General features: G+C 73.0%; 16 protein-coding genes and 1 tRNA gene. 9 read left to right on the forward strand and 8 right to left on the reverse strand.

The genetic code is table 11. From position 1 onward, the window contains the following. Positions 1 to 144 precede the first annotated feature (144 nt). The 4 genes from AC07BS_RS25855 to AC07BS_RS25870 all read right to left on the reverse strand — a co-directional run bounded on the left by AC07BS_RS25855 (position 145) and on the right by AC07BS_RS25870 (position 3,546). On the reverse strand, positions 145 to 1,122 hold the full coding sequence (locus AC07BS_RS25855) for a ribose-phosphate diphosphokinase (RefSeq protein ID WP_190066508.1): 978 nt from the start codon (positions 1,120 to 1,122) through the stop codon (positions 145 to 147). A gap of 73 nt (positions 1,123 to 1,195) precedes the next feature. Next, positions 1,196 to 2,653, reverse strand: coding sequence for a bifunctional UDP-N-acetylglucosamine diphosphorylase/glucosamine-1-phosphate N-acetyltransferase GlmU (gene glmU, locus AC07BS_RS25860; protein WP_478649905.1), 1,458 nt, complete (start codon positions 2,651 to 2,653; stop codon positions 1,196 to 1,198). A gap of 117 nt (positions 2,654 to 2,770) precedes the next feature. Beyond that, a tRNA-Gln gene (locus AC07BS_RS25865) sits at positions 2,771 to 2,843 on the reverse strand. Between the two features lie 28 nt (positions 2,844 to 2,871). Next, positions 2,872 to 3,546, reverse strand: a complete 675-nt coding sequence (locus AC07BS_RS25870; protein WP_478934651.1) for a hypothetical protein — start codon at positions 3,544 to 3,546, stop codon at positions 2,872 to 2,874. A gap of 155 nt (positions 3,547 to 3,701) precedes the next feature. On the opposite strand from AC07BS_RS25870, the gene AC07BS_RS25875 reads away from it, so the two are divergent. Continuing rightward, on the forward strand, positions 3,702 to 5,078 hold the full coding sequence (locus tag AC07BS_RS25875; RefSeq protein WP_478934652.1) for a sensor histidine kinase: 1,377 nt from the start codon (positions 3,702 to 3,704) through the stop codon (positions 5,076 to 5,078). 24 nt (positions 5,079 to 5,102) lie between these two features. Here the strand turns inward: AC07BS_RS25875 and AC07BS_RS25880 are convergent, their stop codons facing one another. Continuing rightward, positions 5,103 to 5,615, reverse strand: coding sequence for an SUKH-3 domain-containing protein (locus AC07BS_RS25880; RefSeq protein WP_478649912.1), 513 nt, complete (start codon positions 5,613 to 5,615; stop codon positions 5,103 to 5,105). Between the two features lie 9 nt (positions 5,616 to 5,624). Next, positions 5,625 to 6,155, reverse strand: a complete 531-nt coding sequence (locus AC07BS_RS25885; RefSeq protein ID WP_478649914.1) for a YwqJ-related putative deaminase — start codon at positions 6,153 to 6,155, stop codon at positions 5,625 to 5,627. Between the two features lie 358 nt (positions 6,156 to 6,513). On the opposite strand from AC07BS_RS25885, the gene AC07BS_RS25890 reads away from it, so the two are divergent. From AC07BS_RS25890 to AC07BS_RS25900, 3 genes are all read left to right on the forward strand, one after another. Continuing rightward, on the forward strand, positions 6,514 to 7,491 hold the full coding sequence (locus tag AC07BS_RS25890) for an SMI1/KNR4 family protein (RefSeq protein ID WP_478934653.1): 978 nt from the start codon (positions 6,514 to 6,516) through the stop codon (positions 7,489 to 7,491). Between the two features lie 8 nt (positions 7,492 to 7,499). After that, positions 7,500 to 10,133, forward strand: coding sequence for an SUKH-4 family immunity protein (locus tag AC07BS_RS25895; RefSeq protein WP_478934654.1), 2,634 nt, complete (start codon positions 7,500 to 7,502; stop codon positions 10,131 to 10,133). Positions 10,134 to 10,308: 175 nt separating this feature from the next. Beyond that, positions 10,309 to 11,199 (forward strand): cellulose-binding protein, encoded by an 891-nt coding sequence (locus AC07BS_RS25900; RefSeq protein WP_478649921.1) that lies wholly within the window; start codon positions 10,309 to 10,311, stop codon positions 11,197 to 11,199. A gap of 62 nt (positions 11,200 to 11,261) precedes the next feature. Here AC07BS_RS25900 and AC07BS_RS25905 read toward each other — a convergent pair whose 3' ends face one another. After that, positions 11,262 to 13,073: a lytic transglycosylase domain-containing protein gene (locus AC07BS_RS25905; RefSeq protein ID WP_478934655.1), complete on the reverse strand. Its 1,812-nt coding sequence runs from the start codon at positions 13,071 to 13,073 to the stop codon at positions 11,262 to 11,264. 451 nt (positions 13,074 to 13,524) lie between these two features. On the opposite strand from AC07BS_RS25905, the gene AC07BS_RS25910 reads away from it, so the two are divergent. The 3 genes from AC07BS_RS25910 (at position 13,525) to mfd (ending at position 20,671) form a co-directional block, all read left to right on the forward strand. After that, entirely contained in the window at positions 13,525 to 14,313 is a 789-nt protein-coding gene (locus AC07BS_RS25910) for an ABC transporter ATP-binding protein (protein WP_478649925.1), read from the forward strand. Then, a complete protein-coding gene (locus AC07BS_RS25915; protein WP_478934656.1) occupies positions 14,310 to 16,892 on the forward strand; it encodes an ABC transporter permease in 2,583 nt (860 codons plus the stop codon). Before AC07BS_RS25910 ends, AC07BS_RS25915 begins: the two co-directional genes overlap by 4 nt. 251 nt (positions 16,893 to 17,143) lie before the next feature. Next, a complete protein-coding gene (gene mfd, locus AC07BS_RS25920; protein ID WP_478649930.1) occupies positions 17,144 to 20,671 on the forward strand; it encodes a transcription-repair coupling factor in 3,528 nt (1,175 codons plus the stop codon). A gap of 33 nt (positions 20,672 to 20,704) precedes the next feature. Here the strand turns inward: mfd and AC07BS_RS25925 are convergent, their stop codons facing one another. Continuing rightward, a complete protein-coding gene (locus AC07BS_RS25925; protein WP_478649932.1) occupies positions 20,705 to 22,162 on the reverse strand; it encodes a DUF2079 domain-containing protein in 1,458 nt (485 codons plus the stop codon). A gap of 353 nt (positions 22,163 to 22,515) precedes the next feature. Between AC07BS_RS25925 and AC07BS_RS25930 the strand changes: the two genes are divergently transcribed. Together AC07BS_RS25930 and AC07BS_RS25935 are read left to right on the forward strand one after the other, a co-directional pair. Continuing rightward, the gene (locus AC07BS_RS25930) at positions 22,516 to 23,136 is read left to right on the forward strand and encodes a SurA N-terminal domain-containing protein (protein WP_478649934.1); all 621 of its coding nucleotides are present in this window, start codon (positions 22,516 to 22,518) and stop codon (positions 23,134 to 23,136) included. Positions 23,137 to 23,169: 33 nt separating this feature from the next. After that, the gene (locus AC07BS_RS25935) at positions 23,170 to 24,162 is read left to right on the forward strand and encodes a nucleoside triphosphate pyrophosphohydrolase (RefSeq protein WP_478934657.1); all 993 of its coding nucleotides are present in this window, start codon (positions 23,170 to 23,172) and stop codon (positions 24,160 to 24,162) included. Positions 24,163 to 24,210: the final 48 nt, after the last annotated feature.

A 24,210-nucleotide genomic window follows, 5' to 3' on the forward strand; every position in this document is an offset into this window, starting at 1 on the left:
CCGAACACCGCGGACAGCGGTGCGGCCTCCCTCGCCGAGCAACTCCAGGAGTCTACCCGGCGCGGAAGGCCGCCCAGAAATCGATCAGCACGTCAGTACGACTGCATGATCGTTACAGCAGGTACAGCATTCGAGCGGGCTCGCTCAGCCCAGCTCGTCGAAGAGGCTCGTGACCGAACCGTCCTCGAACACCTCACGCACGGCGCGGGCGATCGTCGGCGCGATCGACAGCACCGTGATCTTGTCCAGCTCCAGCTCGTTCGGGGTGGGCAGGGTGTTCGTGAAGACGAACTCGCTCACCTTCGAGTTCTTCAGCCGGTCAGCGGCCGGACCCGAGAGCACACCGTGCGTGGCGGTGACGATGACGTCCGCGGCACCGTGCGCGAACAGCGCGTCGGCGGCGGCGCAGATCGTGCCACCCGTGTCGATCATGTCGTCGACCAGGACACAGACCCGGCCCTTGACGTCACCCACGACCTCGTGGACGGTCACCTGGTTGGCGACGTCCTTGTCGCGACGCTTGTGCACGATCGCCAGCGGCGCGCCCAGACGGTCGCACCAGCGGTCGGCCACGCGCACGCGGCCGGCGTCCGGAGAGACGACCGTCAGCTTGTCGCGGTCGACCTTGGCACCCACGTAGTCGGCCAGGATCGGCAGCGCGAACAGGTGGTCCACCGGGCCGTCGAAGAAGCCCTGGATCTGGTCCGTGTGGAGGTCGACCGTCAGGATGCGGTCGGCACCCGCCGTCTTCATCAGATCGGCGATCAGACGGGCGGAGATGGGCTCACGACCACGGTGCTTCTTGTCCTGACGGGCATAGCCGTAGAACGGAAGGATCACGGTGATGCTCCGGGCGGAGGCCCGCTTCAGAGCATCGATCATGATCAGCTGCTCCATGATCCACTTATTGATCGGAGCGGTGTGGCTCTGCATCAGGAAGCAGTCGGCACCACGAGCCGACTCCTGGAAGCGAACGTAGATCTCGCCGTTGGCGAAGTCGAATGCCTTGGTCGGGACGAGAGAGACGCCCAGCTGGTGCGCGACCTCCTCGGCAAGCTCGGGGTGGGCGCGGCCGGAGAAGAGCATCAGCTTCTTCTCGCCGGTCGTCTTGAACCCGGTCACAGCACATTCTCCTTGGATGTCGCTTTGTGTGCGCTTATCACGGTACGCCCCGCACGGCGTCCCGGTGTCACGGTCACTGCTCGCCGTCGGTCTCCCGGCGAGCTGCGGAAGCGGCCTGAGCGGCAGCGCTTCCCGGGCGCTTACGGGCCACCCAACCCTCGATATTCCGCTGCTGGCCACGGGCGACAGCCAGGGAACCCGGGGGCACATCCTTGGTGATGACCGAGCCGGCGGCGGTGTACGCGCCGTCCCCGATCGTGACCGGAGCCACAAACATGTTGTCCGATCCGGTACGGCAGTGCGAGCCGATCGTCGTGTGATGCTTGTTCACACCGTCGTAGTTCACGAACACGCTCGCCGCGCCGATGTTGCTGTACTCGCCGATCGTGGCGTCCCCCACGTACGACAGATGCGGCACCTTCGTGCCCTCGCCGATCGCGGCGTTCTTCATCTCGACGTAGGCGCCGGCCTTCGACTTCGCACCCAGCCGCGTCCCCGGACGCAGATAGGCGAACGGACCCACGGTGGCGCTCTCGCCGATGACGGCGGACACCGCGACCGTGTTGTCCACCCGCGCGCCCGCACCCACCGTCGTGTCCGTCAGGCGCGTGTTCGGGCCCACCTCGCAGCCCGCGGCCAGCCGCGTGGCACCCAGCAGCTGCGTCCCCGGGTGCACCAGCGCGTCCGCCTCGAACGCCACCGTCACGTCCACCCACGTAGTCGCCGGGTCGACCACCGTCACGCCGCTCATCATGGCCTCGTGCAGCAGACGATCGTTGAGCAGCCGGCGGGCCTCCGCCAGCTGCACCCGGTTGTTGATCCCCAGGATCTCCCGGTGATCACCCGCGACCGCCGCACCCACCCGGTGACCGGCCTCCCGCAGGATGCCCAGGACGTCCGTCAGGTACTCCTCGCCCTGGCTGTTGTCCGTCCGCACCTTCCCCAGCGCGTCGGTCAGCAGGCGCGCGTCGAACGCGAACACCCCGGAGTTGATCTCACTGATCGCCCGCTGGGCGTCCGTGGCGTCCTTGTGCTCCACGATCGCGGTCACCGCGCCCGTCGCCTCGTCCCGCACGATCCGGCCGTAGCCGGTCGAGTCCGGCACCTCGGCGGTCAGCACGGTCACGGCGTTGCCGTCGGCGGCGTGGGTGTCCGACAGGCGCTTCAGCGTCTCGCCGGTGAGCAGCGGGGTGTCACCGCAGACGACGACCACGGTGCCGTCCAGCGCGATACCGCTGTTCGACAGCTCCTCCAGACCCATGCGCACCGCGTGACCGGTGCCGTTCTGCTCGTACTGCACGGCGGTCCGCACACCGGGATCGATCTCGGCCAGGTGGGCGGAGACCTGCTCACGGGCGTGGCCGACGATGACGACGAGGTGCTCGGGGTCCAGCTCACGGGCGGCGGCGACGACGTGCCCGACGAGGGAGCGGCCGCAGATCGCGTGCAGGACCTTGGGGGTCGCCGACTTCATGCGGGTGCCCTCACCCGCTGCGAGGACGACGACGGCTGCCGGGCGGTTGGCGCTCACGGGTGTGCCCTTCGGCTTCGAGGGGGTGGACACCCGCAGGATACCGGGGCGTAAGAGGGGTGAAACGCGCGCGGGTCCTGACCTGGGAGGTCAGGACCCGGAGAATCGAACTTTGAGCTCCCCCGCTAGGACTCGAACCTAGACCGAACACCTCCAAAGGGTGCCGTGCTGCCAATTACACCACAGGGGATGGCAGAATGTGCCAAATCGGACGATCCCTAGATCGTTGATCCGGCCCCCACCACTATGCCGTACCACCAGCCTTCGATGCGACGGTACAGATCGGCGCTTCGCCGGACATCGACGACAAGGCAGCCGTGGTACCGCTCGCCCACGTTCTTGCGCACCGTGGACGGGTTGTGTCGCTTGAGGGTCGTCTTGAGCAACGCGGCGACGTCGATGCCGAGGAGGTCGGCCCAGAAGCGCTCCGCACCGGCTACGTCGGCACTCTCGTGGATCATGACGCGGTACTGGACGCGCTCGGGCTCCACGCCCAGCAGGGACAGCCAGGCCGCGTAGACCTGGATCATGCGGGGATCGCTGTTCACGAACGTGACGCGCTCGCTCAGCCGGTGCGGCTTGCTCTTGGAGCCCTCCGACCAGTAGAGCCCGACCCCGATGAGGAACAGCTCGCGGTCGGTCAGGCGGCCGATCTCGTTCGCCGCCGCCAGCTTCGTGTCGATGCGCTTGATCGCCTGGGTGCGCCGGTGCGGGGCCCAGCGGGCCTCGCTCATGGCGTGCAACTGCTCCGCCGTCTTCCGTGGCTTCGGCAGGTCCCGTACCCACAGGGATACGGAGCTCTTCGCCACACCGAGCTCGGTGACGATTTCGTCGTAGGTCTTTCCGGCGAGCCGGAGTCTCCGGGCCTCCGCCTGAGCCTCTCGCTTGGTCATGGCAGCAGCCTGGCGGACCCGCGGGGCGGAATGGTCGAATCCGTGATCGATTCACCAGTTCGAAGGGAAATGACCCGTTCCGGCATTATTCATGCCCCCCGTGTGGTCGTGCGCGCCCCGGAAATCCGGTGGCGGGCGCCCGTAGTCTGGGTGGTATGACCACAACGGGGGCAATCGCGGAAGCGGGCGCGCGCGGCGCGCCCACGGGGCCGTGGTGGTGGGCGCGCCGGCGGAGCATGGTGCTGGACGTGGTGCTGGCCTTGGTGTCCGCCCTGGAGTGCGCGCTGGAGGGGGTGAGCTTCGCCCAGGAGGTGGGGCTGCCCGGGGTGCTGGGGGGTCTGGTCGGGGTGCCGGCCGGGGCCACGTTGTTGTTGCGGCGGCGGTGGCCCGTCGCCGTGGTGCTGGTGTCGATAGCGATCCTGCCCGCCGAGATGGGCGTGCTGCTGGGCATCGTGTCGATGTACACGCTGGCCGCGTCGGACGTGCCGCGCCGGATCATCGCGGTGCTGGCCGGGGCGAATCTGCTGGGGACGCTCGTCGTGACGTTCGCGCGGTTCCACAAGGACATGGCGGAGGACGGCTACCGGCCGGGTTTCTGGCTGACGTGGGTGTTCTCGCTGGTGATGGCGCTGGGTCTGACCGCCCCGCCGCTGCTGCTGGGTCTGTACGTGGGTGCCAGACGCCGGCTCGTGGAGAGTCTTCGGGAGCGGGCGGACGGGCTGGAGCGGGAGCTGTCGCTGCTGGCGGAGCGTGCCGAGGAGCGCGCCGTGTGGGCCCGGAACGAGGAGCGCACGCGGATCGCGCGGGAGATGCACGACGTGGTGGCGCACCGGGTGTCGCTGATGGTGGTGCACGCTGCGGCCCTGGAGGCGGTGGCGCTGAAGGATCCGGCGAAGGCGTCGCGGAACGCGGCGCTGGTGGGCGACATGGGCCGGCAGGCGCTGACGGAGCTGCGCGAGATGCTGGGCGTGCTGCGTTCGGGTTCGGGCGGGGCCGTGGCGCGGCCGTCGGCCGCCGTGGGGTCGGAGCGGCTGGCGGAGGTGGCGTCGGCGGCTTCGGCGCGGGCCCGGGTGGCGGCGGGTGCCGCGGGGGCCGCGGGCGGTGGGCCGGTCGTGGAGGCCGGTGACGGCGGTCCGTGTCTGGACGGGCTGGAGGATCTGGTCGGTCAGTCGCGGGATGCCGGGATGGCGGTGGAGCTTGCGGTGATGGGCGAGGAGCGTTCGTATCCGCCGCAGGTGGAGCAGACCGCGTACCGGGTGGTGCAGGAGGCGCTGACGAACGTCCACAAGCACGCTCCGGGCGCGAAGGCGCTGGTGCGGCTGGCGCACCGGGACGCCGAGGTGGCGCTCCAGGTGGAGAACGGTCCGTCGGACGGTGACGCCGGCGCGGGGCCCGGGCTGCCGAGTGGTGGGAACGGTCTGGTCGGGATGCGGGAGCGGGTGGCCGCGCTGGGCGGGGTCTTCGTGTCGGGTCCGACGGACGCGGGGGGTTTCCGGGTGTCGGCGGTGATACCGGACGCCGGGGGCGCGTAGGCGTGCGGACCGCCGTATGCCTGGCTATCCCTGTGCCGGGCCGGAGGCCGTGAGGCGGGAGGGGCGGGTTCCGGTGACGAGGGCGCCGATGGCGTGGTCGATGTCGGAACCGAGGTACCAGTCCCCGGTGTGGTCCAGGCTGTAGACGCGGCCGTGGGTGTCGATGGCGAGGACGGCCTGGCCGTCCGCCTCTCCGCCGAGGGGGCAGACCTCGGTGCCCAGCGCGCGGCCGAGGTCGGCGAGGGTGCGGGCGAGGTGGAGGCCGTGCAGGGGGTCGATGTGGAACGGCGTGGGGGCGATGTGCCGGCCGGGTCCGGGCGGGGTGACGTGGAGTCCGCCGAATTCGGCCCAGGCCTCGACGGCGGAGGGGAAGACGGTGTGCCGGTGGCCGGCCGGGGAGGTGTGGGCGCGCAGGGCGTCGGCCCAGTTCTCGGCGGCCTTGATGTCCCAGCGGCCGGGCTGCCAGCCGGCGTCGCGCAGGGCGGCGTCGACGGCGACGGGGAAGCGGGTGGCGGCGGTGCGGTCGAATGCGCGCATCGTGGGGGGTCAGTTCCTGCCGTGGGTCGGGGCGGCGGTGTCGACGGTGCGTACGCCGAAGTGGGTCAGGAGTGCCGTGCAGGAGCGGCAGGGCGGTGCGTAGGCGCCGTGGAGGGGGTCGCCGTCCTCGCGGATGTGGCGGGCGGTCAGCTTGGCCTGCTTGAGGGCGCGGCGGGCTTCGCCGTGGGTGAGTGCTTTGCGGGCGGCGCGTTTGCTGCGGCCGCCGTCGAGGGCGGTGAGGAAGCGGGTGAGGAGGACGGCCTCGGGGCAGCGGCCGGTGAAGCGTTCGCGGCGTTCGAGGGTGAGGGTGTCGAGGAAGTCCTGGACCAGGGGGTGGAGTCTGGGGGGTTGGTCGGACTTGCCGGCGGTGCAGGTGAGGGTCTCGCCGCGGACGGAGAGGGCGGCGGCGACGGCGGGCAGGATGCCGTCGCGGCGGCGGAGCAGGGCCGGCGGCCGGTCGGCGTCCTCGGTGGAGCTCCAGGTGAGCCTGGGGTCGCCGGGTGTACCGCTGTCGGTGTGCCGGTCCCGCGTCGTGTGCATGGTGGTTCTTTCCCTCCCTCGCAATCCCCCTGTTGCGGGGATCAGCCTGCCAAACGGGGTGGCCGGTGTGAAAGCCAGGTCTGTGTTGGGTGGGACCGGTGTGCCGAATGATCACTGTGGGGTTACGAGTTGTCGCGGGGTGGCACGCCGGGGGGCTTCCGCCGGTGGTGGTTCGTACGCATCTGCAAGCGTGTGCGCGGGACGTGCGCGGGCGGACGGGGGAGGGGCGGGGCGGTGGGCCGGTCCTCTTCCCGGCGGCACCGCTTAGGCTGTGGCCCACGAGTGTTCCCGGCGTCCGCCGCATGTCCGGGTCTTCAGTGGTCCTGTAGGAGACACAGTTCAGCAGGGGGCTTCCGCCATGACGACAGGTCGGCTCGGGCAGCAGGCCGCGCCACCGAACGCCGCCTACGCCGGGCAGGTCGTGCACTTCCCGGACCCGGTCCGGCGCGACCGCTATCCCAAGGGCGTGCGCGTGGACGAGCGGGGTTTCCCGGACTTCTCGCCGTACGCGCGGGCGGCCGCGGAGATCGCGGAGCCGCCGGAGGGTTTCGGCGTGGACGAGCTGCGGCTGACGGACTACGTGTCGGCCAACGCGGCGCTGCGCGCGGCCGGGCACGAGTTGTGGGCGAGCCTGCCGCCGGTGGCGACGCCGCACGGCTGGACGTGGCACCACGTGGCGGGCACCCGGCGGCTGGAGCTGATCCCGGTCGAGGTGAAGGCGCTGCTGCGGCATCACGGCGGGCTGGCGACGGCGGCCGTCGACCAGGAGAAGCGGGGTACGCGTCCGCTGCAGGAGACGCGGCCGGTGCACTTCGCGCTGCCGCACCGGGGCCCGGCGGTCACGGAGGAGCAGGTGCAGGGCGTCGAGGAGGACCTGGGGTACCGGCTGCCGGGTGCCTACCGGGCGTTCCTGAAGGCCGCGGGCGGTTGCGCGCCGGTGGGCGCGGCGCTGGACGCGGAGCTCGGGCTGCTGCTGGACCAGCCGTTCTTCACGGTGCGGGACGAGGCGGCGGTCAACGACCTGGTTTACGTCAACAAGTGCCTGCGGGATCACTTCACCAAGGACTACCTGGGCGTGGCGTTCCTCCAGGGCGGCGTGCTGACGGTGAAGGTCCGCGGTGAGGCGGTCGGGTCGGTGTGGTTCTGCCCGTACGACGACGCGCGGGACCGGGACGGCTGGGCGGTGCAGGAGCGGGTGGAGCGGTTGCTGCTGCCCTGTGGTGGGGACTTCGACGCGTTCCTGTCGCGGTTGGCGGGTGGTCCGCCGGAGCTGGAGACGGTGGCGAACCTGATGGTGGACGGCGGTTTCGCGTACGCCGTCCCGGTGGAGGAGTGAGCGGCGGCATGGTGACTTTCGCGCAGGCGCAGGAGCGTGCGGAGCGCTGGGTGAACGGTGACGTGCCGGCGTACCTCCAGCGCGAGGTGTGCGTACGGGAGTTCGATCTGGGCTTCGTGTGCTGGGCCGAGGACCGTGAGGACGGCCCGAAGGGCGACGGGGGCCGGCTGCGGCTGGTCATCGCGCGGGACAGCGGCGAGACGACGCTGTGGCCCGCGCTGCCGGTGGGCGAGGTGATCCGGCGGTACGAGGAGGAGTACGGGGCCGTGGAGGAACCGGCGCGGGAGGCGGCGGAGGCGCCGCCGAAGCGGGTGGATCTGAACGCGACGTCGTTCCTGCTGAGCCCGCCGGAGTGGCTCCAGGAGGCCGCCGACGCGATGGGCATCCCGGACCGGCGTTCGCCGGGGTCGTCGGGTGCGGCTGGGTCGTCGGGGTCGTCGGGGTCTTCGGGCGCGGCGGGGTCGGACGCGGTGGCGTCCGGTACGGCCGGTGCCGTGACGGGCGGTACGTCCGGGGTGTCCGTGCCGAGGCCGTCTCTTTCGAAGGACGAGTCCGCCGCGCCGGCGGCCGCGGAGCCGGCCGACGTGCCGTCCCCTGATGTCCCGTCCGCGGACGTGGCGTCCGCCGGCGCGCCCGGCGCCGCCGTTGCGCCCGAGACGCCCGGTGACGACGCCGAGGTTGCGGCGTCTGCGCCGGTGGCGGCCGAGTGGCCGTCCGAGGCGGACGCGCACGGGGCGCCGGACGCCACCGGTGGCTCCCCGGCGTCCGGTGAGGACGCCGAGGTCCCGGCGTCCGCCCCGGCGGCGACCGAGTGGCCGTCGGCTGGAGATGCGCACGTGGCGCCCGCCGCCACTGATGCCTCCCCGGCGTCCGGCGAGGACACCGACGGCCCGGCGTCCGCCCCGGCGGCGGCCGAGTGGCCGTCCGGCGCGGACGCGCACGGGGCGTCCGGCGACGACGCCGAGGCCCCCGCGTCCGCCCCCGCGGCGGCTTCGTGGCCGTCCGGCGCGGACGCGCAGGCCGAGCCCGGGGCCGTCGAGCCGTGGGCCGGTGCCGATGTGTCCGGGGACGACGACGACCGTTCCGTCGGGCTGCCCGCCACGGTGCTGGCCCCGGCGCTGACGGGTGTGGACGTGGACGACACCCCGCCGCCGAGCGTCCGCCCGGAAGCCAAGACGGCTCTGATGCCGCAGGGCAGCTCCCTGCCGCGGACGGCGATCGCCCCTGCGGTCGGTGGTCCGAACATGCCGGCGACGCCGCCGGCCGCTCCCGCCACGCCTCCCGCGGCGCCGCCGGCCCCGCCCGGTGACGCCCACGCGGCCGCCACCATGCTGGCCGGCCCCGGCACGCCCCCGCCGCCCCCGGCGGCCCCGGCTCCCGGCGAGCCGCAGGGTGCCCGGCCCGCGCACGCGGCGGCCACGATGCTCGCGAGCCCCGGGGGTCCGGGCGCACCGGCCGCCCCGCGGCCGCCGGCGCCCCCGGCCGCCCCCGGTGTGCCCGGCGCCCCGCAGCACGCGGCGGCGACGATGCTCGCGAGCCCCGGCGGCCCGGGCGCCCCCCAGGCGCCTCCGGTGCCCCCGGCGCCCCAGGCCCCCCAGCCGTCGCAGGCCGCCGTGCCGCCGGCGCCCGCCTACGGCTATCCGCAGGCGCCCACCGGCGTGCCCACGGTCGGTCCGGGCTACATGGCCGTCCTGCGCTACCGGGCCCACGACGGGTCCGAGCAGCAGATCATCCGCCGTAGCGCGCCGGGCACCCCGCACCCCGAGTGGCAGATCCTCCACGAGCTGCGGGCGATGAACGTGCCGCCGCAGCAGGTGCTGGAGCTGCACACCGAGCTGGAGTCGTGCGACCTGCCCGGCGGTTACTGCGCGCGGATGATCCGCGAGACGTGGCCGCAGGTGAGGATCAGTCACACCGCGCCGTACGGCCGTGACTACGCCACCCGTCAGCAGGGGGTGCGCCATCTGGTGGAGCACCAGGGTGAGCTGCACCAGGTGGCGGACGGGCCCGCGCGGCCCGCGCCGAACCGGGTGCCGCTGCCGCACCCCGGTCAGATCGCGATGGCGCCGCCGGTCGGCCCGGACGTGATCGGGCGGGAGCTGGCGGAGTCCTTCGGGCCGCAGGTGTTCCGGTTCGACCAGCGGGCCGTCTCGCGCCAGGGCGTGCCGGAGATCGTCGCGCAGACGCTGGTGTGGGCTGGGCTGCCGGCGGACTTCGGGCCGTTCTTCTGGGGGCAGACCCAGCCGGGCCGGCCGGTGCCGACGCTGGCGGAGCTGGCGGCGGAGCGCGGGGTGCGCCCGGCGGCCGACGCGGGCTCGTACCTGGTGATGGGCAGCGACTACGGCCGTCAGCTGTGCGTGCAGTACGGCACGGCCCACATCGTGGCGGTGCCGCTGGAGGCGGGGCCTGACGGTCAGCCGGTGGCGCCGCAGTTCGTCAACACGAGCCTTCCCCAGTTCGTACGCTCTTTGGCGCTGCTCGGCAAGATGTGGCGCTGGCGCTACGGGCTGACGCCGGAGCAGGCCGGGCGCTGGACCGTGGACTTTCAGGACCAGCTGGCCGCGCTGGACCCGGCGGCGCTGTCGTCGCCCGAGAACTGGTGGGCGGTGCTGCTGGAGCAGATGTGGGACGGTCTCTTCTAGCGGCCGGCCGAGGCGTACGGCTACGGCGCGGGGTGTCCGGCCCGGGACGGGGGTCGGGCACCCCGCGCCGCGGAGTGTCGCGGCGAGGGCGCTTCGCCGGGACGGGAATGATGTACGCCGGACCTGTCGCATACCGGATTTCCGGATATAAGGGGCTACAAGGATGAGTTCATCGGTGTCTCCTGACGGATTCGCTGTCGTACGGGGCCGGGGGTACCGGCCCGAGCAGGTCGACCGCGCGCTGGCGCAATTCGCCCACCAGCGGGACTCCGCCTGGGAGCGGGCGGCGCGGCTGACCGTCCTCGCGCGCGAGATGGAGGACGAGGTACGGCGGCTGGAGCAGGTCGTCGCGAAGCTGCCGCCGCAGACGTACGAGACCCTGGGCGCTCGGGCCCAGGGGCTGGTGACGACGGCCGAGCTGGAGGCGGCGGGGCTCAGGGAGCGTTCGGAGGCCGAGGCGGCGGCCATGCAGGAGGCCGCCGAGGTGTACGCGCGGGAGACGCGCGACGCGGGGCACGCGTACGCGGTGGCGGTCCGGGCGGAGGCCGAGGAGTGGGCGCGGCAGGCGACGCTGGCCGCGCAGACCGTCGCGGACGACGTGCGGACGACGGCGGTGGCGGAGGTCAAGCAGCGGCGCGAGGAGTCGCTGGGGGCGCTGACGGAGATGCGGCAGCGCACGGCGCACGTCCTGGCCGAGCAGGAGAAGGAGCACGCCGAGCGGTGGGACGCGGCCGGGCGGGAGATCGCCGAGCGCGAGGCGGCGATGGACGCGCGGGTGGCGGCGCTGGAGGAGTACGCGCGGACGGCGCTGGGTGACGCGCGCCGCCGGTACGCGGAGACCGAGGAGGCGGCCCGGCACGGGCAGGAGGACGCCGAGGCGCAGGCGTCGGCGGTGATCGCGCAGGCCAGGGTGCGGGAGGAGCGGATCGCGCGGGACACCGAGCGGGTGCTGCGCGAGCACGAGGAGCGGCGCGAGGAGCTGAAGTCCCACATGGCGCACGTGCGGCACAGCCTGGCGGCCCTGACGGGCAAGCCGGTGGCGGAGGACGCGGGCGCCGCGGACTGACGCGGGGCCGGACGCGGGTGTCCCGCCCGCCGGGGCCGGCGGGCGGGACGGGTGGTGCGCGCCTAGCGGGCCGTGCCCGACGGGGCCGGCGTGGACGGCGTGGACGGCGTGGGCGTGGCCGGCGCGGGGGCCGCGACGGTCAGCTTCAGCGTGAGGACCGTGCCCTCGGCGGTGGTGAGCCGCAGGGTGTAGGTGCCGGTCTTCTCGTCGGCGAACAGGGCGGGCAGGGTGACCAGGCCCTTGTCGTCCGTCTTGGGCAGCACGAGCGTGCGGACGGGCTTGCCGTCCTTGTCCTTGTAGTAGGGGCCGGTGGTGGTGAGGGGCTTGCCGTCGGCGTCGAGCACGGTGGCCGTGATCGCGGTGCCGGAGATGGGCTTGCCCTTGGCCAGGGCCTCGATCCGGATCTTCTGCGTGAACTCGGTCTTCGGTGCGGCCGTGAGCGTGTCGTCGCCGACGCGTACGAGCTTGTCGGCGTGCGGCGCGGGGGCCTGCTTGACGTTCGCGTGGAAGTCGACGGTGACGTCGCGTCCTTCGACGGTGGCGCTGATGACGAACGGGACGGGCCAGTCGCCCGCGTGGATCCGCGGCGCGGTCGCGGTGCCGTCCTTGGCGGTGCGGACGGTGACCTTGGTGGCGTCCTCGGGGAAGCGGGCGTCGGTGCTGCCCCTGATCTCGAAGCGGATGCGGGTGCCCTCCGGGGCCGGCTTGCCGTCGGAGGTGAGGGCGCGGACGCGCGGCGTGGTCGGGAAGTCCTCGTTGGCGGTGGCTTCCAGGGTGGGCGCGCTCACGCGCTCGATGCGCGTGACCGGCTTGGGGGCGGGCGGGGTGGGCTTGTCGGTGCCGCCGCCACCGGGCTTCTGACCGCCGTTGTGGCCGCTGCCACCGGTGTTGCCGTTGCCTCCGCCGGTGTTGCCGCCCGTGCCTCCGCCGGTGTTGCTCCCGGTGCCGCCACCGCCGGTGTTGCCACCGCCCGTGCTGCCGCCGCCCGTCGTGCCGCCGGGCTTGTGGGACGGCGTCGAGCCGCCGCCGGCCGACGGGTTGGACGGGGTGGGGGAGGTGCCGGTGCCGGGGGAGGGCGGCAGGCCGGGACCGTCAGGCAGCAGGCCGACCTCGCCGTTCTGGTACTTGCGGGCCCAGGCGAGCACGGCGTTCACGTATTCGCGCGAGTTGTTGTAGCTGAGGATCGCCTTGTCGAGGTCGGCGGCCCGGGTCATGTCCTTGCCGCCGGCGCACAGGTAGCCGGCCGTTGCCGCGGCGGCGTCGAAGATGTTGTTGGGGTCCTTCTTGCCGTCGCCGTTGCCGTCGGCGCCCATGGTCTGCCACGTGGAGGGGATGAACTGGGTGGGGCCGACGGCGCGGTCGTACTCCTTGTCGCCGTCCCAGAGGCCCCCGTCGGTGTCCGTGATCTTCGCGAACTCGCCGCCGGTCAGCCGCGGGCCGAGGATGCGTCTCTCCGTCGTGCCGTCCGGGTTCATCCGGCCGCCCATGGCCCCGTGCTGCGACTCCACCTTGCCGATGCCCGCGACGAGCTGCCAGGGAATGTGGCAGTTCGGGTACTTCGTCTTCGCGAGGGTCTCGGCGTTCTTGTAGGCGGCCAGGGCGGTCGCCGGGATGCCGGAGTCCTCGCCGCCGGGCGGCAGCGTGCCGTTCCCGGGCGTGCCCGTGGCACCGGGCTTGGGGCGGAGGTCGGGCAGGGTGAGGTTGGGGGTGCCGTGGGGGCGGCTCTGCGGATTGTCGGGGCCGGGGGAGGGTTCGCCCTCCGCCGACGTGTGCGGGGTGGCCCCGACGGCGGCCGTGGTGAGGCTCGCGACGAGCAGGGCCGTGCACAGTCCCTGGCGGGAGACGCTGGCAGCGCGAGTACCAAGTATCTTCACGGAGGCTGCTTCCTTGGGAGACCGGGCGGCCGTTCCCAGGGGGTCGCACGTCAGCCCCCCACGGCCATAGACCCGAACACTAATTCTCTCCAACCCCAATTGTCTTGTCCGGGGACCGGCTTCACGGTTTCTTCGCCGTTCGTTACCCCTCAGGAGTCGGTTTCTCCGCCGATGTACGTATGCGACCCCTGGAGGGTGGTGGTCCGGTGGGCCGTATCCCCTAGGGGGCGTTCCGTACGTTCCCCCGCCCGCGGTTCGTACCGCAGCAGGAGGAGGGGCGTGCCGGGGGCCGCCTAGATTCGGTGGGGCCGGCCGGGGTGCCGGGGTGGGGCTGGCCCCACCCCGGGAACACGGACGGGCACCATCGCGCCGGCCACCGCCCCTGCCGCAGGCTGGGGGCCGTGCCCGCGCATGGCGGGACATTCACGGACCTTTCAGGAGAGAACCCATCGTGACAACGGCTGTATCGATTCCCAGGACCGGGGGCAGTGGAGGATCTGCGGCCGTCGCGGCGAGTGCCCGCCAGGTGCTGAAGGCCTACGGTTCCGGGGAGACCCGGGTCGTGGCGCTCGACCACGTCGACGTGGACATCGCCCGCGGGCAGTTCACGGCCATCATGGGACCCTCCGGTTCCGGCAAGTCGACGCTGATGCACTGCCTGGCCGGTCTCGACACCGTCACCTCCGGGCAGATCTTCATCGACGACACCGAGATCACCGCCCTGAAGGACCGGAAGCTGACCCGGCTGCGCCGGGACCGCATCGGCTTCATCTTCCAGGCGTTCAACCTGCTGCCGACGCTCAACGCGATCGAGAACATCACGCTCCCGATGGACATAGCCGGCCGCAAGCCCGACCGGGCCTGGCTGGACCGCGTCGTGGAGACCGTCGGGCTGGCAGGGCGCCTCAAGCACCGGCCGAACCAGCTCTCCGGCGGTCAGCAGCAGCGCGTGGCCGTGGCCCGGGCCCTCGCCGCCCGGCCCGACATCATCTTCGGTGACGAACCGACCGGAAACCTCGACTCGCGGGCCGGCGCCGAGGTGCTGGGCTTCCTGCGCCGCTCGGTGGACGAGCTCGGGCAGACCATCGTCATGGTGACCCACGACGCGGTCGCCGCCTCGTACGCGGACCGTGTCCTGTACCTCGCCGACGGCCGCATCGTCGACGAGATGCACTCCCCGACGGCCGACGCCGTCCTGGAGCGGATGAAGCACTTCGACGCGCGCGGGCGGGTGTCGTGACCGTCCTCAAGACCTCGCTGCGCAACCTCCTCGCGCACAAGGGCCGCATGGCGCTGTCCGCCGTCGCGGTCATGCTGTCGGTCGCGTTCGTCTGCGGCACGCTGGTGTTCACCGACACCATGAACGCCACGTTCGACAAACTCTTCGCGAACACCGCCTCCGATGTGTCCGTCTCCCCGAAGAAGGACGACGACGCCCAGGAGACCGGCAAGCCCCCGACCCTGCCGGCCGCGCTCCGGGCGAAGCTGGCGGCGGTGGACGGCGTCGCCGAGGTCGAGCCGCATGTCACCAGCATGCAGCTGACCGTCGTCAACGGGAAGAACAAGAGCCTCAGCCCCACCTCCGGCGCCCCCACCGTGGGCACCAACTGGGACGAGAGCCAGCGGAAGTCCGTCGAGATCACCACCGGCCACGCCCCGCACGGCCCGGCCGAGGCCGTCCTCGACGCCGACACCGCGGACAAGCACGGTGTGAAGGCGGGCGACGAGCTGCGCGTCATCGCCGTCCCCGGCGACTTCACCGTGCGTGTCGTCGGCATCGCCACGTTCAAGACCACCAACCCCGGTGCGGCCCTCCTCTACTTCGACACCGCGACCGCGCAGACGAAGCTGCTCGGCAGCGCGGGCGCGGTCAGCAGCTACGGGCTGACCGCCGCGTCCGGCGTCGGCGACGAGCGGCTCAAGGAGCGGGTCACGGCCGCGCTCGGTTCCTCAGTCGGTGGCTCCGACGAGTACACGGTGCGGACCGCCGCCGAGTCCAAGGAGGAGAACAAGAAGAACGTCGGCTCCTTCCTCGACGTCATGAAGTACGCGCTGCTCGGCTTCGCCGGCATCGCCGTCCTCGTGGGTGTCTTCCTCATCGTCAACACCTTCTCCATGCTGGTCGCCCAGCGCACCCGGGAGATCGGCCTGATGCGGGCCATCGGCACCAGCCGCCGGCAGGTCCTCCGGTCCGTGCTGACCGAGGCGGTGCTGCTCGGAGTCGTCGGCTCGGTGCTCGGCATCGGCGGCGGCATCGCCCTCGCCGTGGGGCTGATGGAGCTCATGGGCTCCATGGGCATGAAGCTCGACACGGGCGAGCTCACGATCAAGGCCGCGACGCCGGTCGTGGGCCTGGTCCTCGGTGTGCTCGTCACCGTCCTGGCCGCCTGCCTGCCCGCCGTCAAGGCCACCCGGGTCTCCCCGATGGCCGCCCTGCGCGAAGCGGGCACCCCGGCGGACGGCAAGGCGGGGCGGGTGCGCGCCACGATCGGTCTGCTGCTGACCGCCCTGGGCGGGCTGGCGCTGGTCACCGCGGCCCGGGCGGACGACGCCGCGGGGGGCTCGGGCCTGCTGGGCATCGGCGTCCTGCTGTCCCTCGTCGGCTTCATCGTCGTCGGGCCGCTGCTGGCCGGTCTGGTCGTCCGTGTGATCAGCGCGGTCGTGCTGCGGGCCTTCGGGCCCGTCGGCCGCCTCGCCGAGCGCAACGCGCTGCGCAACCCGCGGCGTACGGGCGCCACCGCCTCCGCGCTGATGATCGGCCTGGCGCTGGTCGCCGCGCTGTCGGTGGTGGGTTCCTCGATGGTCGCCTCGGCCACGGACCAGCTCGACAAGTCGGTGGGCGCGGACTTCATCGTCCAGTCCGACAACCAGCAGCCGCTGAGCCCGGCCGCGGTCCGGGCGGTCAAGGGCGCCGGCCACGTCGCGCACGTCACCGAGTACGCGCTCGTCGGCGCGAGGATCACGACGCCGGACGGGAGGACCGTCAGCAAGCGGATCGCCGCGGTCAGCCCCACCTACGCCGACGACGTGCGTGCCGAGACGGTCACGGGCGCGCTCAAGGACGCCTACGCCAAGGACGCCATGTCGGTGCCGGAGGGCTTCGCCAAGGAGCACGGCGTCAAGCGGGGCGACCGGCTGAAGGTCGCCATGACCGGCGGCCGCACGGCCGAGCTCACGGTCGGGGCCGTCACCTCGGACGACACCAGCATCGACCAGGGCGCGATGTACACGAACATCGCCACGGCCCGCACCTACCTCCCGGCCGACCGGATGCCGCTGGACTTCATGCTCCTCGCCAAGGCGGCCGACGGGCAGACGGAGCAGGCCGCGGCCGCCCTCAAGGCGTCCGTCGAGCAGTACCCGCAGATCAAGGTCCGTGACCAGTCCGACTACAAGAAGCTCATCCAGGACCAGGTCGGCCAGCTCCTCAACATGATCTACGGCCTGCTGGCCCTCGCGATCGTCGTCGCGATCCTGGGCGTCGTGAACACGCTCGCCCTGTCGGTCGTCGAGCGCACCCGGGAGATCGGCCTGCTGCGGGCCATCGGTCTCTCCCGCCGCCAGATGCGCCGCATGATCCGCCTGGAGTCGGTGGTGATCGCCCTCTTCGGCGCCCTGCTGGGCCTGGGGCTGGGCATGGCGTGGGGCACGGCCGCGCAGCGGCTGCTGGCCCTGGAGGGCCTGGGGGTGCTGGACATCCCGTGGCCGACGATCGGCGCGGTGTTCGCCGGCTCGGCCGTGGTGGGCCTGCTGGCCGCCGTGGTCCCGGCGTTCCGGGCGGGCCGGATGAACGTCCTGAAGGCCATCGCGACCGACTGACGAGAAGACTGACGAAAGACTGACGAGAGACTGACGAGAAGCGGGCCGGCGGCCCGACGATCAGGCCGCCGGCCGCCGGAAACCCGGCCCGGACGCGACACGGGGGTGCGCGTCCGGGCCGCCGGCGTGAGGCCTTCCGGACGACCCGGCGGGTGTCGGCGCATGGTCGTAGTCTGGAGACCCCCGGCTCGGCCCGTACGGCACGCGCCGGGCCGTTCGCGTTGTCCACCCCCCGGGACGGGAAAGCCTTCATGAGCCTGCACGGTCTGCTCGACGCCGTCGTCAACGATCCGGCGCTCGCCGAAGCGGTGAAGGCCGCGGGCGACGGCAATCGCCCGCACGTCGACCTGGTCGGACCGGCCGCGGCGCGGCCCTTCGCCGTCGCCGCGCTCGCGCGCGACGCGAAGCGGCCCGTGCTCGCCGTGACCGCCACCGGGCGGGAGGCGGAGGACCTGGCCGCCGCGCTGCGGTCGCTGCTGCCCGCCGACGCCGTGGTGGAGTACCCGGCGTGGGAGACGCTGCCGCACGAGCGGCTCTCCCCCCGCTCGGACACCGTCGGGCGGCGGCTGGCCGTGCTGCGCCGGCTGGCGCACCCCCGCGCGGACGACCCGGCGGCCGGGCCCGTCGCCGTCGTGGTCGCGCCCATCCGTTCCGTGCTCCAGCCGCAGGTCAAGGGGCTCGGCGACCTGGAGCCCGTCAGCCTGCGCTCCGGGGTGAGCGCCGATCTCGGCGAGGTCACCGAGGCGCTGGCGGCGGCCGCCTACGCCCGGGTCGAACTGGTCGAGAAGCGCGGCGAGTTCGCGGTGCGCGGCGGCATCCTGGACGTCTTCCCGCCGACCGAGGAACACCCGCTGCGGATCGAGTTCTGGGGCGACGACGTCGAGGAGATCCGCTACTTCAAGGTGGCCGACCAGCGGTCGCTGGAGATCGCCGAGCACGGCCTGTGGGCGCCGCCCTGCCGTGAGCTGCTGCTGACCGACACCGTCCGGGAGCGGGCCGCGGCGCTCGCCGAGGAGCACCCGGAGCTGGGCGAGCTGCTCGGGAAGATCGCCGAGGGCATCGCGGTGGAGGGCATGGAGTCCCTCGCCCCGGTCCTCGTGGACGACATGGAGCTGCTGCTGGACGTGCTGCCGGCGGGCTCGATGACCGTGGTCTGCGACCCGGAGCGGGTCCGTACGCGCGCCGCCGACCTGGTGGCGACGTCGCAGGAGTTCCTCCAGGCGTCGTGGGCGGCCACGGCCGGCGGCGGCGAGGCGCCCATCGACGTGGACGCGGCGTCCCTGTGGAGCATCGCCGACGTCCGCGACCGGGCCCGCGAGCTGGGCATGATGTGGTGGTCGGTGAGCCCCTTCGCCGCCGGCGAGGACCTGGACGGCGACACCCTCACGCTGGGCATGCACGCCCCCGAGACGTACCGGGGCGACACCGCCCGCGCCCTGGCGGACACCAAGGGCTGGGTCGCCGACGGCTGGCGCACCGTCTTCCTCACCGAGGGCCACGGCCCGGCCGCCCGTACGGTCGAGGTGCTGGGCGGCGAGGGCATCCCGGCCCGCCTCGACGCGGACCTGCCCGAGCTGTCGCCGTCCGTGGTGCACGTCTCCTGCTCCGGGATCGACACCGGCTTCGTCGACCCCGCGCTGAAGCTGGCCGTGCTGACGGAGACCGACCTGACCGGCCAGAGGTCCGCCAGCAAGGACCTGGGCCGGATGCCGGTGCGCCGCCGCAAGACGATCGACCCGCTGACGCTCCAGGCCGGTGACTACATCGTGCACGAGCAGCACGGTGTGGGCCGCTACATCGAGATGGTGCAGCGCACGGTCCAGGGCGCCACCCGCGAGTACCTGCTCGTGGAGTACGCGCCCGCCAAGCGCGGCCAGCCCGGCGACCGCCTCTACATCCCCACCGACCAGCTGGAGCAGGTCACCAAGTACGTCGGCGGCGAGGCGCCCACCCTCCACCGGCTGGGCGGCGCGGACTGGACGAAGACCAAGGCGCGGGCGAAGAAGGCGGTCAAGGAGATCGCCGCCGACCTGATCAAGCTCTACTCCGCGCGCATGGCGGCGCCCGGCCACACCTTCGGCCCGGACACCCCCTGGCAGCGGGAGCTGGAGGACGCCTTCCCGTACGCGGAGACGCCCGACCAGCTCACCACCATCGCCGAGGTCAAGGAGGACATGGAGAAGTCCGTCCCCATGGACCGCCTGGTCTGCGGCGACGTCGGCTACGGCAAGACGGAGATCGCGGTGCGGGCCGCCTTCAAGGCGGTGCAGGACGGCAAGCAGGTGGCGGTGCTGGTGCCCACCACGCTGCTGGTGCAGCAGCACTTCGGCACGTTCTCCGAGCGCTACTCCCAGTTCCCGGTCAACGTCCGGGCGCTCTCCCGGTTCCAGACGGACACCGAGGCGAAGGCGGTGCTGGAGGGGCTGCGCGAGGGCTCGGTCGACGTGGTCATCGGCACCCACCGGCTCTTCTCGTCCGAGACGAAGTTCAAGGACCTGGGTCTGGTCATCGTCGACGAGGAGCAGCGCTTCGGCGTCGAGCACAAGGAGCAGCTGAAGAAGCTGCGGGCCAACGTGGACGTGCTGACGATGTCCGCGACGCCCATCCCGCGCACCCTGGAGATGGCGGTCACGGGCATCCGCGAGATGTCGACGATCACGACGCCGCCGGAGGAGCGGCACCCGGTGCTGACCTTCGTCGGCCCGTACGACCAGAAGCAGATCGGTGCCGCGATCCGGCGCGAGCTGCTGCGCGAGGGCCAGGTCTTCTACATCCACAACCGGGTGGAGTCGATCGACCGGGCGGCGGCGCGGCTGCGGGAGATCGTGCCCGAGGCGCGGATCGCGACGGCGCACGGCCAGATGTCGGAGTCGGCGCTGGAGCAGGTCGTGGTCGACTTCTGGGAGAAGAAGTTCGACGTGCTGGTGTCGACGACGATCGTGGAGTCGGGCATCGACATCTCCAACGCCAACACGCTCATCGTCGAGCGCGGCGACAACTTCGGCCTGTCGCAGCTGCACCAGCTGCGCGGCCGCGTCGGCCGGAGCCGCGAGCGCGGCTACGCCTACTTCCTCTACCCGCCGGAGAAGCCGCTGACGGAGACCGCGCACGAGCGGCTGGCGACCATCGCCCAGCACACGGAGATGGGCGCGGGCATGTATGTGGCGATGAAGGACCTGGAGATCCGCGGCGCGGGCAATCTGCTGGGCGGCGAGCAGTCCGGGCACATCGCGGGCGTCGGCTTCGACCTCTACATCCGTATGGTCGGCGAGGCGGTGGCCGACTACCGCGCCTCGCTGGAGGGCGGCGTGGAGGAGGAGCCGCCGCTGGAGGTGAAGATCGAGCTTCCGGTGGACGCGCACGTCCCGCACGACTACGCGCCGGGGGAGCGGCTGCGCCTCCAGGCCTACCGGGCCATCGCCTCGGCGAACAGCGAGGAGGACATCGCGGCGGTCCGCGAGGAGCTCACCGACCGGTACGGCAAGCTGCCGGAGCCGGTGGAGAACCTGCTGCTGGTGGCGGGGCTGCGGATGCTGGCCCGGTCCTGCGGGGTCACCGACATCACCCTCCAGGGGGCCAATGTGCGGTTCGGGCCCGTGGAGCTGCGCGAGTCGCAGGAGCTGCGGCTCAAGCGCCTCCACCCGCGGACGGTGATGAAGCCGGCCACCCAGCAGATCCTGGTGCCGCGCCCCGCGACCCGGCCGATCGGCGGGAAGCCGCTGGTCGGGCGGGAGCTGCTGGCGTGGACGGGCGAGTTCCTGACGACGATCCTGAGCTGAGGCCCGGACCGGGGAGCGGCGCCGGCGCCCGCGTCAGGCCGTGCGGTGGAGCACGACGACGCCGCCGGCGCTGCCCAGGAGGTCGTAGCGGGTGCCCGGGTGCCGCTGCTGGGCGTCGGCGATCAGGTCCTTCGGGGCCCGGCCGTCGGTGACGCGCAGGGCGACGTACGCGGGCTCGATGCCGCGGGTGTCCCCTATCCAGAAGACCCGGCAGCGGTTGACGAGCCGGCTTATGGGCGCGACGTCGGCCTCGACGGTGGCGTCGTCGGGGATGCGGGCGAGGAGCCGCTCGGCGTCCTCGACGCTCCGCGGCACCCGGTAGGTCTCGGGCAGCGTGAGGCTGTAGACGGGCAGGGAGGCGCTCAGCGCGAGGGCCGCGGCGGCGACGGCGGCCGGCAGCTGGTGGGCGTAGCGGGCGAGCCAGGGGCGCCGGCTCGTCCGGGCGGTGGCGAGGGCGTCGGTGAGCGCGATGAGGACGACGGGCATGAGGACCGCGCTGTAGTGCCAGTCGGTGCCCCAGTAGTGCTCCTCGTGGGAGGCGAACCGCCAGCCGAGGGTGGGCAGGGCGACCAGCAGCACCGGTGAGCGCAGGGCCAGCAGGCCGGTGGTGGGCAGCAGCACCCACAGCAGGGTGCGCACGGCGGTGTCGAGGGGGATGACGGGCGCGGGGCCGTCGCCGCCGTCGAGCTTGTTCCAGTAGTCGTACGAGCCGGTGCTGTTGAAGCCGGGGATGACCAGGCCCAGCGCGGTGGCGGTGGCGGCGAGCCCGAAGAGCGCCAGCCCCGCGGCGAGCAGCCGGGGGTTCCGGCCGGCCTCGGGGCCGGTGCCGCGCAGCCGGATCAGCATGAGGACGCCGATGGCGGCGACGGTGACCCCGAGGTCCTCCTTGACCAGCACGAGCGGCGCGGCCCACAGGGCGGCGGCCCGCCACCGCCGGAGCACCACGGCCTCCAGCGCGCACGCCAGCAGCGGCATGGCGAAGGCGATCTCGTGGAAGTCGAAGTCGACCGCGCGCTGCACGGCCCACGACAGCCCGTAGGCGACGCCGATGGCCAGGCCCCGGCCGCGGCCGAGGAGGCGGGCGGCGAGGCGGGTGACGGGCACGGCGGACAGGGCGAACAGCGCGGCCTGGACGACGAGGAGCGTCACCGGGGAGGGGAAGAGGCGGTAGAGGGGGGCGATCAGCGCGGTGACGGGGCTGAAGTGGTCGCCGAGGATGTTGGTGCCGGGGCCCTTGAGGTCGGCTATCGGTGCCCGGAGGTGGGCGTAGGCCTGTATCGCCTGCTCGAAGATGCCCAGGTCCCAGGACATGGTGAGCATCCGCAGATGCCGGGACAGGGACAGCGCCGCGTAGACGAGGAACAGGGCGGCGGCCACCGCGTACGGGTCGAGCCGGGCCGGGAACGACCGGGAGCGGCGGATACGGGCTGGGGGCACGGCCTGGTCCGTGCCGCGTCCGGGGGCCGGGGCGGCGGCGGTGGCCGAGTCCATGGGCGGTTCCTCCGAGGGTGGGTGCGGGCCGGCGGGCCCGTCGGGCCGGCTCCTGAACGATAAGCGGAGCCCGGCGCGTGCCAGGCCTCCCACTCGGAGACGAGAAGCCACGCCGTCCGGTTCACCCGGATTTCCCACCACCGGCACCGTTCCGGACCGGTGCCGGTGGGCCGGCCGGGGGCCGGGGCGCGGCAGTCGGCGCAACCCGGGGCCGTACCACGTGCCCCAACACCCCCGGGATCGTTGGCCGAATCAGTGGCCGGGGCCCCAGGGACTGCCTACCATCGATCAACGGTCCCGCCCCTGTTCGTCCGTGATCTCTGCTTCGTTCGTGATCTCTGCCAGGAGGCTTCATGATCCGCCGCAGGACAGCGCTCTCCGTCTCCGCCGCCGCTCTGCTCGCCGCGGCCCCGCTGCTCACCGGGTGCGGATCGGCGCCGCATCCGGGGGCCGCGGCCGTCGTGGGCCAGGACCGGATCACCGTCGCCCGGCTCCAGCACGAGGTGGAGGACGTACGCGCCGCGCAACGCTCCTCCCCGCAGGGGCCGCAGCTGCTGGCCGCCAGCGCCCGGCTGAGCCAGGACACCCTCGTGCGCCTGGTGCAGTACCGGATCGTGGAGCGGGCCGGGGAGGACAACGGCGTGGACGTCACCCGCCGGGAGCTCCAGGACCGCCGGCACCAGGTCGAGCGGATGCTCGGCGGCGCCGACGCGGTCGACGGCCGTTTCCTCGCGGCCGGCATCGCGCCCGGCCAGGTCGACCAGGAGCTCAGGACCGGGCTGGTCCGCGCCAAGCTGGAACGGAAGCTGGGCCCGGCCCGCACCAACGAGGTCCTCATGCGCACGTCCGAGGCCCTGCGGGTGGACCTCAACCCCCGCTACGGCACCTGGGACGCCCGGCGCGGCACGGCCAGGACCGTGCTGGAGCCGTGGCTGCGGCCCGCGACCGCGCCGGCCCCCGGTCAGCCGGCGTGAGCGGGCCGGCGCCGGTCGCCTAGGCTCGGCGGTGTGAACGACCAGGTGAACGACTCCTCCGGCCGCATCGTCCTGCTCACCACCAGCCACCGGGTCGCCCCCGGCATGCTGTCCTGGCCCGCCTGGCAGACCCTGCGCGAGGCCGACCGGGTGGTCTGTGCCGACGCCGGGCACCCGCAGCTGCCCTATCTGCGGGAGGCCGGCGTCCAGGTGGAGCACGCGGTGCCGTCGGCCCGCGAGCTCGTCGACCACTGCCTCGACGGATCGAGGACCGTCGTCGTCCTCACGTCCGCCGTGGGCGAGTCGGCGCTGACCGACGGCCTGGCCCGGCTGGCCGGCTCGGGACGGGAGCGGATGCCGGCGCTGGAGCTGCTGCCCGGCTCGTACGACCTGCCGGGCGCCCGGCTGCTGGACCTCGTCCAGGTCATGGACCGCATCCGCGCCGCCTGCCCGTGGAGCGCCATCCGCACCCACGAGGACCTGGCCAAATACGGCCTGGAGGAGATGTACGAGCTCCTGGAGGCCATCGAGACGGGCGACCGGGAGGCGCTGCGGGAGGAGCTCGGCGACGTGCTGCTCCAGGTGGTCTTCCACGCCCGGATCGCGCAGGACGACCCGGACGAGCCGTTCTCGGTCGACGACGTCGCCGGCACGATCGTCGACAAGCTCGTCCACCGCCACCCCCACGTCTTCGGCGAGGAGAGCGCGGCGACGCCCGAGGAGGTCAGGGCGCACTGGATGAGCGCCAAGGCCGCCGAGAAGGGCCGCGAGTCCGTGACCGAGGGCGTTCCGCTCGGCCAGCCGGCCCTGGCGCTGGCCGCGAAGCTGGCCTCCCGGGTGCGCGGCGGCGGCCTGCCCGTCGCCACGCCGGCCGGCGAAGGCGTCGGGTACGAGCTGCTGGCGCTGGCCGTACGGGCGGAGGCGGCCGGCACGGACCCGGAGACCGCGCTGCGGGCCGCGGCGCGTACGTACCGGGACGCGATCCGCGCGGCGGAGGCCGAGACCTCCGGCCGGACGGACGGGTGACGGACACCCGTTCGGCCCAGCGGCGGTCTTGACGGGGCCGTCGCCGGG

The organism is Streptomyces sp. NPDC044063, assembly GCF_056434285.1.

Bases quoted from the DNA above. Each gene is read 5' to 3' on its own strand.
- AC07BS_RS25890 (WP_478934653.1), top strand. From the start codon at position 6,514: ATGACGACAGGTCGGCTCGGGCAGCAGGCCGCGCCACCGAACGCCGCC.
- AC07BS_RS25925 (WP_478649932.1), bottom strand. From the start codon at position 22,162: ATGGACTCGGCCACCGCCGCCGCCCCGGCCCCCGGACGCGGCACGGAC.
- AC07BS_RS25875 (WP_478934652.1), top strand. From the start codon at position 3,702: ATGACCACAACGGGGGCAATCGCGGAAGCGGGCGCGCGCGGCGCGCCC.
- AC07BS_RS25895 (WP_478934654.1), top strand. From the start codon at position 7,500: ATGGTGACTTTCGCGCAGGCGCAGGAGCGTGCGGAGCGCTGGGTGAAC.
- AC07BS_RS25885 (WP_478649914.1), bottom strand. From the start codon at position 6,155: ATGCACACGACGCGGGACCGGCACACCGACAGCGGTACACCCGGCGAC.
- AC07BS_RS25880 (WP_478649912.1), bottom strand. From the start codon at position 5,615: ATGCGCGCATTCGACCGCACCGCCGCCACCCGCTTCCCCGTCGCCGTC.
- AC07BS_RS25930 (WP_478649934.1), top strand. From the start codon at position 22,516: ATGATCCGCCGCAGGACAGCGCTCTCCGTCTCCGCCGCCGCTCTGCTC.
- mfd (WP_478649930.1), top strand. From the start codon at position 17,144: ATGAGCCTGCACGGTCTGCTCGACGCCGTCGTCAACGATCCGGCGCTC.
- AC07BS_RS25870 (WP_478934651.1), bottom strand. From the start codon at position 3,546: ATGACCAAGCGAGAGGCTCAGGCGGAGGCCCGGAGACTCCGGCTCGCC.